The organism is Ruegeria sp. SCP10, assembly GCF_040329495.1.
In the GTDB taxonomy this organism is placed as follows: domain Bacteria; phylum Pseudomonadota; class Alphaproteobacteria; order Rhodobacterales; family Rhodobacteraceae; genus Ruegeria.
The window spans coordinates 131,029-144,083 of record NZ_JBDZYF010000006.1 but is presented as its reverse complement, the minus strand read 5'-3'; the positions used below and the strand labels follow the sequence as shown (position 1 = coordinate 144,083).

General features: G+C 55.2%; 9 protein-coding genes. 4 read left to right on the top strand and 5 right to left on the bottom strand.

The genetic code is table 11. The features are described from left to right. Position 1: 1 nt before the first annotated feature. Positions 2-1,774 carry a carbamoyltransferase family protein gene (locus tag ABLN87_RS14385; RefSeq protein ID WP_353011295.1) on the bottom strand — a complete coding sequence of 591 codons (1,773 nt, stop codon included), beginning with the start codon at positions 1,772-1,774 and terminating at the stop codon, positions 2-4. A gap of 536 nt (positions 1,775-2,310) precedes the next feature. Here ABLN87_RS14385 and ABLN87_RS14380 point away from each other — a divergent pair. From ABLN87_RS14380 to ABLN87_RS14370, 3 genes are all read left to right on the top strand, one after another. Next, the gene (locus ABLN87_RS14380) at positions 2,311-3,882 is read left to right on the top strand and encodes a carbamoyltransferase C-terminal domain-containing protein (protein ID WP_353011293.1); all 1,572 of its coding nucleotides are present in this window, start codon (positions 2,311-2,313) and stop codon (positions 3,880-3,882) included. 99 nt (positions 3,883-3,981) lie between these two features. After that, on the top strand, positions 3,982-5,508 hold the full coding sequence (locus ABLN87_RS14375) for a hypothetical protein (protein WP_353011291.1): 1,527 nt from the start codon (positions 3,982-3,984) through the stop codon (positions 5,506-5,508). 65 nt (positions 5,509-5,573) lie between these two features. Further along, positions 5,574-6,569: a glycosyltransferase family 2 protein gene (locus tag ABLN87_RS14370; protein ID WP_353011289.1), complete on the top strand. Its 996-nt coding sequence runs from the start codon at positions 5,574-5,576 to the stop codon at positions 6,567-6,569. Positions 6,570-6,588: 19 nt separating this feature from the next. On the opposite strand, the gene ABLN87_RS14365 is transcribed toward ABLN87_RS14370, so the two are convergent. Together ABLN87_RS14365 and ABLN87_RS14360 are read right to left on the bottom strand one after the other, a co-directional pair. Further along, a complete protein-coding gene (locus ABLN87_RS14365; protein WP_353011287.1) occupies positions 6,589-7,749 on the bottom strand; it encodes a glycosyltransferase family 4 protein in 1,161 nt (386 codons plus the stop codon). Between the two features lie 76 nt (positions 7,750-7,825). Next, positions 7,826-9,133: a lipopolysaccharide biosynthesis protein gene (locus tag ABLN87_RS14360; protein WP_353011285.1), complete on the bottom strand. Its 1,308-nt coding sequence runs from the start codon at positions 9,131-9,133 to the stop codon at positions 7,826-7,828. A gap of 350 nt (positions 9,134-9,483) precedes the next feature. On the opposite strand from ABLN87_RS14360, the gene ABLN87_RS14355 reads away from it, so the two are divergent. Continuing rightward, positions 9,484-10,434 carry a sulfotransferase gene (locus ABLN87_RS14355; protein ID WP_353011283.1) on the top strand — a complete coding sequence of 317 codons (951 nt, stop codon included), beginning with the start codon at positions 9,484-9,486 and terminating at the stop codon, positions 10,432-10,434. Between the two features lie 251 nt (positions 10,435-10,685). Here ABLN87_RS14355 and ABLN87_RS14350 read toward each other — a convergent pair whose 3' ends face one another. Further along, positions 10,686-11,867: a glycosyltransferase family 4 protein gene (locus ABLN87_RS14350; protein WP_353011281.1), complete on the bottom strand. Its 1,182-nt coding sequence runs from the start codon at positions 11,865-11,867 to the stop codon at positions 10,686-10,688. A gap of 128 nt (positions 11,868-11,995) precedes the next feature. Continuing rightward, the gene (locus tag ABLN87_RS14345; RefSeq protein WP_353011279.1) at positions 11,996-13,054 is read right to left on the bottom strand and encodes a glycosyltransferase family 4 protein; all 1,059 of its coding nucleotides are present in this window, start codon (positions 13,052-13,054) and stop codon (positions 11,996-11,998) included. Position 13,055 lies beyond the last annotated feature (1 nt).

Here is a 13,055-nt window from a genome sequence, read left to right as displayed (position 1 = left end):
GTCACGCCACTGCTTTGCTCGGGCTTTCCTCTTTCAACGCCTCGCGCAGCACGACGAAATCCCCGATGACCAGCGCATCCACACCCGACGCCGCGAAGGTCGCGCACGCGTTGAGCGGCGAATAGACGATCGGTTCCTGAATGTTGAACGAGGTGTTCAGCAGCACCGGAACGCCGGTCTTTTCACCGAACTTCGTCAGCAAGGCGTGATAGATCGGGTTGGCCGTTGGCGAAACCGAATGCACGCGCGCTGTCTGATCCGTATGGGTGATCGCCGGGATGTCTTTTGCCCGATCATCACGCACACGGGCCACGATGTTCATGTAAGGGCTGGTTTGGTCGATCTCAAAAAAGTCCGCCGCAGCCTCTTCCGCGACGCTGGGTGCGAAGGGTCGGAAATGCTCGCGCTTTTTGATCTTGGCGTTGATGTCATCGCGGATGCTGTCCTGCCGGGGATCGGCCAGGAACGACCTGGTGCCCAGTGCCCTCGGGCCAAACTCGGCCCGCCCCTGGAACCAGGCGATAATCTTGCCATCGGCCAGCAGGTCCGAGACCTTTTCGATCAGCGCATCTTGCGGCAGCGCGGTTTGAGGCTGCGCGCAATAGTCGTTCAGCGCCATGGTGATCGACGCCTCATCCCATTCTGCACCCAGATAGGGATTGCGGACCGAAGCCATGTCGACCTGATCATGCGGAATACAGGCCAGAGCAGCACCAACGGCGCAACCGGCATCATGCGGTGCGGGTGGAATGATGATCTCATCAAACGTCCCGTTCGAAATCAACGTGCCATTTGCCGTCACGTTCAGCGCGCAGCCACCCGAGATAACCAGTTTGCGCAGGTCAGGATTGGCTTTGCGGACCGGCTCCAGCACGTGGTGCAGCGCATCTTCGAAGGCGGCCTGAACCGACGCGGCCAGATCGATATGACGTTCATTCGGGACTGTGCCAGGCTCGCGCGCCTTGCCGAACAGCTCTTCCAAACGTGGATGAAACACACCGCGCAGCGCCGAGTGATAGTCGCACAACGTGGTGTTCACCCGGTAGCCGCCATTGTCTTCTAACAGCAGGATCTCTTTCAAGATCGCATCGCGGTAAATGGGTTTGCCATAGGGGGCCAGCCCCATCATCTTGTATTCGCCTTCCAGCATCTTAAAGCCCAGAAAGCCGGTGAAAGCGGAATAGAAGTGACCCAGAGAATTTGGCCAGCGGTGATCGGCGATCTGCTCGCGCTTGCCATGGCGCATCGTGGTGACAATGGTCGAGCTTTCTTCGCCGCCACCATCGTAAGACAGCGATACAAAACTGTCCCAATCGCGCATCGCTTCGGCATACAACTGATGGGTCAAGTGGTGATTGATATAATGCAGTTTGAAATCACAAGACCCGTGTTCCGAAGTCAGAATCTTGCGGATTTTGAACAGGTCCATCCAGCCGCTGTCCTGCGGCGTTTCTCCGCCACTGCCTGACGAGAACAACGCGCCGATTCGCGTTGTCACGCCTTTTGCCGCCGATGGGCTTTGTAGAATCTTGCGGACCGTGCCCATACCACGCCCGGCCATGCGCCAGGGCTGCCAATACACGGCGACCTCGTCGATATCTGCGAATTTCAAACCGCCGATCCGAAGCACTTCCGAGATTGCATGATGGGGAAAAGCACCGTCGTTCTTGACCCGAGTCAGACGCTCTTCTTCAACCGCGGCAACCAGTTTTCCATCTACAAACAACGCCGCTGCGCTGTTGTTCATCGTTGCCAAACCCAAAATTACTGACATAACCTAAAACACCCTTGGCCAAATAAACTGCCGTTAACGCGCATACCGTAACGGCCTTCGCGTTCGCTGTGCAAGGATGTAGATCACACAAGCCCGGCAGAAAATACGCAAGTCCGCGGAAACTGGCTGAACGGTCTGAAAATCAACGCATTTGTCTAGAGTATTGCGCAATAAGCTGCAAATATCTCTTTGCTTGGACTGGCTTTGAACTGCGAACAATCCTCTGATTTTGACGAATCCGTTTACAATTTCCACCCTCCCGGGATCAAACACCGCACCCTCGGAAAAGAGTGTTTACAAGACCCCTGTTCGGTCTGATAGGTTGCAGCCGTTGAGTTTGGCATTTGGTTTGGTTTTGATTTTCAGGTTTGCGTATGTTCCCATCTCGCCAATGTTCCAGCCCGTTCGATTTCGCAGGATCATGGCAAAAGCGCTGTAAGAACAAAGCTTTATAACAGGCGCCACCCCGAAAACTACCCGTCGTGGCGGCGCATCCTGATGAATGAGATACCGACCCGATTTACGAGGTGCAAGGGATGAAGATTCTGTCGTTCAAATCTGGCCATGACGGCACCGTGGCGGGAATCGATTGTACGAGCAAAAGTCTGTTGTTCTCATATGAGGCCGAAAAGAACAGCTTTCCCCGCTACACACCGGTCACTCCTGATACTTTCATTGATGCCGGGCTTTGGTTCAAGGATCTGCCAGAGGTTCTGGCTCTCAGCGGCTGGTCCAGCAGCGGAATGGATCATGTCACCACCTCGGGCGCGGGGTATTTCGGCATCGGCCAGGGCTCGGAAAGCGTGGGTAAACGCACCTTCTTTGGCAAGACGGTTGACTACTATTCCTCCACCCATGAACGTGCACATATCTGGTGCAGCTATGCGCTGTCACCCTTTGCACAGGGTGAGCCCTGCTACGTGCTTTTGTGGGAAGGCGCCTTGGGTGATTTCTATGAAATCGACCGCAATCTGAACATTCATCACCGGGGTCAGGTGATGACCGCGCCAGGCAGCCGGTTCGCGTTTCTTTATGCTCTGGCCGATCCCGAGTTTCCCATTTCGGGCGGTGAGATGCGCCCGTCGGACCCAGGCCGCCTGATGGCCGCCTGTGCCTTTGGCGAGGCTGGTCCGGTAGATGAAGATGAACAGGCGTTTATCGATCAGATACTGTCGGTTGATCTTGCGTCGAACCCGTTGCGCAAAAGCTCATTCGTAAACTCGCCCTTCTTCAATATCGGCACCGACAGCCAGCGGCTCAAGAATCTGGCGACCAAACTGTCAGACGCCATATTCTCGCGCTTTCGTCAGTTTGCAGAAGAGAACCTGAAAGAGGGTTTGCCGCTGTTGATCGCCGGCGGCTGCGGCCTGAATGGGAACTGGAACGCTCAATGGGAAAACAGCGGCCTGTTTCGAGAAGTGTTTGTGCCGCCCACCACAGGGGATTCGGGCTGTGCAATTGGTACGGCTGTCGATGCAATGCGACACTATACGGGGCAAGCCAAACTGGAATGGTCTGTCTATTCTGGTCAGTCTTTCTCGGACGACAAGGTTGAGTTGGAGGGGCTGAAGGCCTCAGAACTGAACCTCAAGACAGTCGCGCAAGCGCTTTACGACGGAAAAATCATTGGATGGACGCGAGGCAATTGTGAAATCGGCCCGCGCGCGCTGGGCAATCGGTCGATACTCGCAGCTCCCTTCAAGACAGAGACGCGCGCCCGGCTGAACCGGATCAAGGGACGAGCAGAAAACAGCCCTGTTGCCCCGTCCTGCCTGGAAGAGGACGCCGCGCTGCATTTCGCGATGAAAGGCCCCTCGCCCTACATGCTCAGCTTTCATCAGGTGACTGACCCGAAATTGGCAGCGGTGACCCATGTGGATGGTTCGGCCCGCGTGCAGACCGTTCGGCGCGACCAGAACGCGTTTTTCTATGACCTGCTGGCCGAGTTCAAATCGATCTCGGGCACCGGAGTTCTGTGCAATACTTCACTGAACTTTCGAAATTCAGGGTTTATCAACACCTCCAGCGATCTGGCGCACTATGCGCGGCAGGTCGGACTGGATGGTTTTGTAGCAGGAAACACGTTCTACGAGATTGTCGACGGTTGAAGGTATCTATGTTCGGGCACCCGGACAAACAGTTCAATTCCGAGTATTGTGATGAAGAGTAATGAGTTTGTGTTCAGCACGTATCAAGGGAGGCCGGCAATGAGAACGGCCGATACTATTCACGTAGAAAAACCCGATCTCATGTGGTGCGCAGTGATAGTGCTGCTTGCGGTGGTTTTGTTCTTTGCCGCAACTCCGTGGGGTATCGGGGTCCGTCCGGATTCGGCCTCATACCTTGGGTTTCCATTCTATTTTCAGGGGCATTCGCCAGGATACATCTGGGCAATCGACATCGTTGAAAGCCTTGGAATGGGCCCACTGACAGCGGCCACCGTGGTCAACCTGTCTTTCCTATGCCTGAATGCGTTGATGACATTTGCACTGGCGCGTGGGCTGGGAGCATCCCGGCTGATCGCCGGTTTTGCGGCGCTTTTGATCGTGACTTCTCCTTTGGTGTTTGAACTACATGTGACCGTCCTGTCCGAAGGGATGTTCATCTTCTTGATGCTGCTGACTCTGGCACTGCTGAGCATCTATGCTGGCACGGGTGCTGTGCGGTTCTTAATCCTGGCCGGGCTTGTATCGGTTCTGGTGTTCCTGACCCGTTTCAACGGCGCGCCTATCTGGGTCGTTGGAGTTTTGACACCCCTGTTTCTGGGACCACAGGATATGAAACCCCGATTGCTGCATGCCGTAGCCTTTCTGGCCGCGGTGATCGCGCCGCTGATGCTGTGGTCATACATCGAATCAGCAGCCGGTGGATCGGGCCTTGGGCGAGAGTTTGCGTTTCTGGGCAACGCAACATGGGCCATTCTGATACAAGGCGCAAACTCGATCTGGGTGTCGTTTTTCCCGAACGTGGTGCCTGATGTTCTAAAGATCGCCGTCAGCCTCGTTCTGATCGGTCTGCTGATCTGGATCGTCTGGCACGAAACCATGACTCGCGTTGTCACACGCGCGCCTGATGCGAATAACCGTTGTGCGGCATTCCCAATGCTGGCAACTGTCTATATCTTTGGCCATTTCGCGCTGCTGCTTTTGTCGATCCTGATCGAGCCGAATCTACCTTTGAAACCCTCGTATTTTGCGCCGGTCTATGTGCTGCTGATCATCATGGGAGCCCACTACTGCGCGCGTTTTGTGATGGGCGACGGCCTACAACGCTGGACCGGGCTAACACTGATAGGGCTTGGCGCGATGGTTCTGATCTCAAATATAGCCAGAACCGGAAATCTGATTACCGAGTTCCGGGAAGAGGGCATCTTTTTCGCAGGTCCGAAATGGTATCAATCGCCGCTGGCGGCTGAGATCAATAAACTGGACCCCGAGACATTTGTGTATTCCAATGCGCCGGACGTGGTTCATCTGGTCACCGGGTACAAAACCACCTGGTTGCCGATGAAATTCAACCGACGCACGGGGTTCGAAATCCCCGAACGCCCCTACGCCAAAACGCTGGGTGAAATGCGGGAAGGTTTGGCAAATGGAACAGCTGTTGTTGCCTATTTCGATGATGTGACCTGGCGGTTCTACCTGCCCACTCAGGACGAGTTGGCGCAAGAACTGAACCTGACCGAGGTCATCCGTACAACAGATGGAACTCTTTTGAACACGTTGGGCAATTAACGACGTGCCGAGGGGCCTGCGCTGCGGTTACACTTCCTCAACTTAACTCAGCTGAGGGGCGCGTCATGCTTATGACGAAAGCCGAACATGAAGTTGGCACCGACGACGCGCTCTGGCCGCAAGGGCTTGAGATTGCGGTGATCCTGCCCTGCTACAACGAGGCAGTCGCCATTGGCGAAACCGTCGCGCAGTTTCGGGCAGCTCTGCCAGGCGCGACAATCTATGTCTTTGACAATAACTCGACCGACAACACCACTCAGGTTGCGCGTGAGGCGGGTGCCGTGGTTCGCACCGAAAATCTGCAAGGTAAAGGCAATGTCGTCCGCCGGATGTTCGCGGATGTCGAGGCCGACGTCTACGTGATGGCCGATGGGGATGCTACCTATGACAGCGCCGCCGCGCCTCAGCTTGTTCAACTGCTCGTGTCGCAGAACCTGGATATGGTGAACGGTGCGCGCGTGAACAAAGAAACCGAGGCCTATCGGCGGGGACACAAGTTCGGCAACGCGCTGTTTACTGGCTTGGTCAAGTTCTTCTTCAGCGACAAGATCAACGATTTGCTGTCAGGCTATCGCGTGTTCAGCCGTCGCTTTGTCAAAAGCTTCCCGGCCCTATCGAACGGATTTGAGATCGAAACGGAACTGACGGTCCATGCCATGCAGATGCGCATGCCCATCGGCGAAGTTCAAACGAGCTATTTCTCGCGCCTGCCGGAATCGAACTCGAAGCTTTCGACCTTCAAGGATGGCTGGCGCATTCTCAAGATGATCAGCCTGTTGATCAAAGAAGAAAAACCTATGGTCTTCTTCATGTCGCTGGCTCTGATCTTCTTTCTGCCGTCGCTGTCTGTATTCCTGTCGGTCTTGAACGAGTTCCTGCAAACCGGGATCGTCAGCAGGTTCCCATCTCTGATTGTGGCGGTTGCGGGGTTTGTGGCTGCAATGTTGTCGGTTGTCTGCGCCTTGATCCTGGATTCCTTGGCGCGCGGACGGCGCGAGATTCGGCGCCTGTCCTATCTGCAATTCCCAGGTGTCACTCAGACAAAGGCACCCAAAGATTGACATTGAGCGCAGTGCAGGTTCAGCCCAGAAGCTGGTCGTAGATCTTGCACACCCCGTCAATGTGAATGGCCATCCCGAAATTCTCTCGGGCATAGCGCTGACCGGCGTCGATGATACGTTTTTTCAGCACCGTATCACTATGCATCTGTTTGACGGGTGCAACAAAGGCCTCGGCGTCGAATGGATCAACCAGGAACCCGTTCTCGCCCTCCACAATCGCCTCAACATTGCCGCCGTGCCGCGTGGCCACCACAGGGGTGCCTAGATACATGGTTTCAATCAATGTGCGTCCAAAGGGCTCATCCAATGCGGTGACCAGATTGGCGTCCATCGCGGCCATGTAACCGTCGATCGGCTGGCGGAAGCCCATGAAGTGAATCTGGCTATCCATCCAAGCCTCGGATGCCAGGTCCTTACAGGTTTTTTCCAATTCACCGCCGCGCTCGCCGACGCTGCCAAACAGCAGGCCGTGCACCGGCACATCGGGCATGGCCTTTTGAATTGCAGCGACCGCTTTGACAAAATGATCGGGGCGCTTGCGCGGAACGTAATTTCCGAAATACCCCAGCAACAGCGCCTCTGGCGGTAGGTTCAGTTCGTTCAACACGTCCTGCCGTGCTTGCGCGGGATCGGGCGGGTTGGGGTTAAAGTCGAACGGGCTGCGGATCACGGTGAACTTCTTATCCACCGACCGCACCGGTTTGCTGGGTTTCGAAAAATGAGAAACGCTGATGATATGATCCGACAGGACGGGGGCCAGCTTATTGATCCCAAAAGCGGTCGGGTCCTGCCGGTGATGCCAGATATGCTTACGACCGGACAGCTTAGTCGGCAGCGCCCAGTTTGAATGCATGCGGCCTTCGTTCGTATGGACGATATCCGGTTTGATCCGGTTCAGAACCGAGATGAATCCGGGGACGCTGGACATCAAATACTTTGCGGGCCCGCAATCCCCTTCATATTTGATCTGCCCCGGCGACATGAGAGCAGGCTGTTTCAACACCTCATAGTCCAGCCCCAGTGATTTGGCGTACTCCCCCGCCAGACCATCCTGATAGTGAACGATGATATAAGGTTCGTATTTTGATCGGTCCAAGCCTGCGGCCAGCTTCATGGCCGAGACATGGCTGCCACCGATGACGGTGTCCCCTTCAAAAGGAAACAAGATTCGTTTGGTCATTTGTCTTCTCGTTAATCTTAATTCACTGGTAAATGCGGGGTCTTCAAACGTGGTTTCTTAATGAGTTGGCGATCCCCTATTGCCGCGCCAGATGTGAACGGATGGCAAAGATGCATCCGGTCGTCCAGACGATGTTGAAAACCACATGGGACAGGGCGACACCCTCGATCCCCAAGATATAAAGCAACGGTATGAACGACAGCGCGAATATGCCTGTTGCCACCATTGTTGTCCGCACCAATGCCCGATCCAACCCCATGCTCAGCATGGTTGGATTTAACGACAACCCGCCCAGATAGATCACCGCCGCAAACATCAGAATTGTCATAACCGGAGCAGCGCCCGCAAATTCGGCCCCGAACAGCAAGACCGCGAGATCAGACATTTTCCACGCCAGCGGGATCGAAATCACCAGCGACACGCTCAACATCACCAGCGAGACATAGCGCACAAGTTTCCAGAACTTGGTGAACTCCTCCGCGGACCATAGCCGCGTCATCTCAGGGTACAGGACCTGCCGGATCGGGCCGCCGATACGCACGATATTCGTCATGATGCGTTTGCCGACTTGATAGAAACCGACCGAGGTGACATCTAGCAGCGCCCCTACGACAAGCACATCAAGCCGTTGGGTTGATTGCCGCAGCACCACGTTGAAGTTCGAGTTCCACAAAAATCGAAGGAACCGGGGGTTCTGCTTTAGCGCAGTTCTGAGGCTCAACCGCATAAAGCTGTGTACACCACGCCGTTTCAGTTCGCGCAGCGCAAGGCAGAAGGCAACAAGGCCAGTCAAAACTTGATGCATCAGCATCAGAGCCAGAAACGCCCAAAGTCCCAGATCCAGCAGGAACACAATGATCGTGCCCACAAGGCGCAAACCGGCGACCACCATGTCTGACACAGCCAGCAGATCAAACCGGTCATGAACGCGCAACACTGCAATACCGGTGGGCCGCAGCGACAGGAACAATCCCAAGGCTACAAGAACGATATAGGTTGAACCGCCGTCTTCGGGCAGGCCGATCAGCGGGGCGAGAAACGGCGCAAGCAAGATGGCGACTGCACCTGCCAGAAGACCTCCAAGAATATCTATGACAACCGACAGTTTGATCAGATGTGCAAAGCGGTTTGTATCCTCCTCGGTCAGCGCGTCGCTGCCGTACTTAATCACGGCCTGCCACGGTTCCAGCCGACACAGCCGGTCCAGCACCTGCACATAAGCATCAACCAAAGCCAGTATCCCCACCGCAGCAGGGCCCACCGCGCGCGCGGTGATGATCAGAGTCAGCAGCCCAAACACCGCGATGAGTATCTGGGACAAGAACAGCCAGGACATGTTCTTTGCAAGCCGCCCGATCAGGGATTTGGCGTCAAAACGGATCATGGTCTTGATGGATGTTCCTTCCGGGTGTCGCCCCGGGCACCTGAACTTAACATGGTGCAAAACAACCTTGGCACTCGTCTCAGGTCAAATACCTTTCGTCACTCATTAAATTTCAAATTTTGGCGATTCCAAACTGTTACTTGTTCTATCATTTTGTTTTTTGGACTTGTATCCTTTTACCAAAGCGAAGTTTGATAACGAAATCCAGTCCTGTTTTTGGAATCCTGTTTTCCACAAAGAGAGCTTACAATAGGGGCCGGTGAATGCAGAGGGGAAAAGTCGTGAAGACTTGCCTTTTTGGTGCGAACGCGTTTGGTTGCGATTTGAATTTGGGTATTGATTAACACCATATGGAACAAGAAAAAGTTCTCATACACATTGGGTACCACAAGACCGCGACATCTGCGTTGCAAAAGCAGCTGTTCTCGGCAGCTGATGGGCCGTTTGCCACCCCGCCGGGTGAGCCAAAATATGTCTTGTCGAACAGATTCGTATTGCCGCAACCCTTAACATTTGATCCGGACGCCGTTCGTGAACAATACGCTGGATTTCTGGATACTGCCCACGGATCAGGAAAAGTCGCCGTGTTCTCGCACGAACGATTTTCTGGCTATCCGGCGACCGGCGGATTCGACAGCCCGATGATCGCTGAGCGCCTGAAGAAGACATTCCCGGATGCGCATGTGCTGATCGTCTTCCGCGAACAACTGTCCAGCATCCTGTCGATGTACAGCCAATACATCACCGATGGCGGGCATAAATCGTTCAAGCGATACATCGCTCAGGTCGAACCGATGATGCGACGCGTGCCCATGTTCAGTCCGGAATTTTATCACTACCATCGCCTGTTCAAATACTATCAAGCGCTGTTCGGAGCAGATCGCGTACACGGGCTGACATATGAACAATTCGTCCGGGATTCGGACGCGTTTGTAGCGCAGCTTTGTGGTGGGTTGGGTGTTGAAGCCCCGAAACAGCAGTTCGACCGAACCAACACCAAACGGTCGCAGAGCTTTCAGGTGCTTCAGCGGGTGGTCAATCGGACGCTCAGCAGAAACCAGCTCAGCGCCGGAGCATTTGTTCCTTTGCCGAATGCATCCCGTAGATTCGGCAAGCTCAGCGGCCCGCTTAGCCGGATTTTCCCAACCGCTCTGGATACTATGATCGAACAGCGCACGGCCAAATATGCTGCTGAACAGTTTGATGGGGCCTTCGCCGAGTCCAACGCAGCTTTGCAAGAACTGACAGGGCTTGACCTTGGCCAATACGGGTATCAGATGCCTGATCGCCAGTCGACCTAACCCTATCCAAACCCCTGATAAAGCAAATGACCAGCACCCCAAATGCTGGTCATTTTTTCGAGTGAGTGATAGTGCCCGAAGGCGCCACCGGTATTTATCTCAGGTTGAACCTAACCTACCAAAGCTTGTGGGCCGCGGATATTAGGGGAATCCCGTAGGTTTGATGATTTTCCCCAAAAAAACCGATTATCATGCTGTAAATAGTCAACTATTTACAGCGCTCCGCATGACTTTACGTGCAGGTCAGATGTTCACTCGGAAGATGAGTAGAGCTGTTGATCCGGTCGCAGCAGACCCATTTTGCGCAGCAGAATGGTGTTGATACGCCGGACATCAAAGACCGCCTCAGCCCGGCTGCGCGAGGCCTGCCCCATCTGCGGAAGTAACTCGGGGCTTCTCAAAAAACGTGCCATGGCTTGGCTCAGCGATTGCGGATCACGCATCGGAACCACAAAACCGGTCTCAGCTTCGATCACCGGGTCGGCGCATCCAGGCGCGTTTGTTGTTACGACCGCACGCCCTGTCGACATCGCCTCGAGGATCGTGCGTGGTATTCCTTCGCGATAGGCAGATGGCAGCACAAAGACCGAACAATTGCGCAGGTAAGGTCTGACGTCATCTGTTTCGCCCAGATATTCGATCACGCCTTCCCGTTCCCATTGATCGATTTCTTTCTGCCCAACAGAATCCGGATTGGCATCCATAGGGCCCAGCAACTGGAACCGCGCCTGCGGATAGTCGCGTTTCAAAAGCCGGGCAGCTTCGACGTAGTCAAAAACGCCCTTTTCCTTAAGCAGGCGCGAGATCATCAGAAAGACCGGCGGGCCATCTGGTGGATCAGATGGCGCGTATTTATCAAGATTGACGCCCGACCCTGGCACAACGCTCAGCCGCGTGCCCTGCCCGACCATACGGCGGTCTTTGAACTCCTGTTCGTCAACAGTGTTATAGACCAACAGCTCATCCACACCCTGCAAGGACAGTCGGTACATATTGGCCGACAAGGCACGGACGGCACGACGTTTCAGGCTGGTGTTCTGCGCATTGAACACATAGCCTAGGCCTGTGCACATCGCGTATTTCTGCGGAACCCCAGCCAGGCGCGCAGCCAGACAGCCATAGATGATAGGTTTCATCGTATAGGCAAAAACGGTATCTGGCGCGAAATCGGCAAAGATCTGGCGCAAGCTGCGCAGCGTTTTCAGATCAGCTATCGGGTTCATCCCGGTTCGTGCCAGCGGGAAATGTACAAATTTCACTCCGATCTCGCGCAACGCTTCTTCACTGGGCGCGTGACGTTCCGGGCCGCAGGCGATCACTTCGGCGCGCATCGACAACTCGCGCAGCAGATCATAGCGAAAATTGATCAACGATGAGGTCAGATTGGCTACAACCGCAATCTTGCGCATCGGGGCGTCTTGTTCAGTTGTCATAGTATTCACACTTTGCAACACAGCACTCTCCGATCCGCCGAGGTAAGGATCAGGTTGGTCCTAATTGATTTGGTGCTGAAATAACTCACCCGGTGAAACCTTCGCTGTGTCAGTGCGCAGAATGGGCCTTAGGCCACATCGTCAATTGTTTCGTCCCACTCTGCAAGGATGTTGTCGGGGGCCAACCAGACCCTGCTTTCCAAATCCGCGTCGCGCATCTTCTGCAACAGCTCAGGCGATGAGGACAGGCGCAGAACGGCCCGCGCCAAACCGTCCACATCCTCGGGCGGAACCAGCAAACCGTTCTCCTCGGGCCGTATCAACTCGCGCGGGCCATAGGGACAATCGAACGAAACTAGCGGCAAGCCCGTGACGGTGGCTTCGGCCAGCACATTGGGGAACCCTTCGTAACGCGACGAGAAAACCAGAATGTCGGCATTGTCCATCCATTCACCCGGCGCGGCACTGGAGCCTGGCATCGACACCACATCCCCAAGTTGCAGCCTATCCCGCTGCGCCTCCAGCGCTTCGCGCGCGGGACCTTCGCCATAGATGGTCAGCCTTACGCTAGGATTGCCCGCAAGAATTTGCGGCATGGCATCCAGCAGCAGATCAAATCCTTTTTGGTGATCCAACCGACCTACCGCCACAAGGTTGGACGATCCTGTGCCCAGATGTTCGCGCGCGCCGGTGGGCAAGGCGCATGGGTTTGCGATAATCCGCGCCTTACGCTGTATCGCGCGCGGCAAATCCTCACTGGCGCGCTGTGTCTGCATCACAACCGCCCGAGCTCGCCGTGCAAGCAGGTTCTGAGCGTGACGCCAGACCGGATTGGCAGTCTGCGCACGCGGATTATTGCGCTCTGATATGATCACGGGCGTCGCACGATCCAGCGTCGCAATCAAGGTCAGCACGTTGATTTTGGTCAGGAAGCTAATGATGACATCCGGGGCAACCTGCTGGACCACTGATCGGATGTGGCGCAACCGATCCAATTGCCCGCCACTCGCTTGGGCGACGTGAAGCGTAACCTCGTCGGGAAACGGGAAATACGAACCACCGGGTGGCATGGTCAGCCCAGCCACTTGAACCTCATCCCCACGCTCGGCACGATGGGCGGCCAAAATCGATACGATCTTCTCCGCTCCGCCCGCGCCGAAACCACCCTGAATGATAAGGATCTTCACG

What these genes read in the sequence shown, in the direction of transcription:
- ABLN87_RS14365 (WP_353011287.1), bottom strand. Translation starts at nt 7,749, where the DNA reads ATGACCAAACGAATCTTGTTTCCTTTTGAAGGGGACACCGTCATCGGT.
- ABLN87_RS14360 (WP_353011285.1), bottom strand. Translation starts at nt 9,133, where the DNA reads ATGATCCGTTTTGACGCCAAATCCCTGATCGGGCGGCTTGCAAAGAAC.
- ABLN87_RS14380 (WP_353011293.1), top strand. Translation starts at nt 2,311, where the DNA reads ATGAAGATTCTGTCGTTCAAATCTGGCCATGACGGCACCGTGGCGGGA.
- ABLN87_RS14385 (WP_353011295.1), bottom strand. Translation starts at nt 1,774, where the DNA reads ATGTCAGTAATTTTGGGTTTGGCAACGATGAACAACAGCGCAGCGGCG.
- ABLN87_RS14355 (WP_353011283.1), top strand. Translation starts at nt 9,484, where the DNA reads ATGGAACAAGAAAAAGTTCTCATACACATTGGGTACCACAAGACCGCG.
- ABLN87_RS14375 (WP_353011291.1), top strand. Translation starts at nt 3,982, where the DNA reads ATGAGAACGGCCGATACTATTCACGTAGAAAAACCCGATCTCATGTGG.
- ABLN87_RS14370 (WP_353011289.1), top strand. Translation starts at nt 5,574, where the DNA reads ATGCTTATGACGAAAGCCGAACATGAAGTTGGCACCGACGACGCGCTC.
- ABLN87_RS14350 (WP_353011281.1), bottom strand. Translation starts at nt 11,867, where the DNA reads ATGACAACTGAACAAGACGCCCCGATGCGCAAGATTGCGGTTGTAGCC.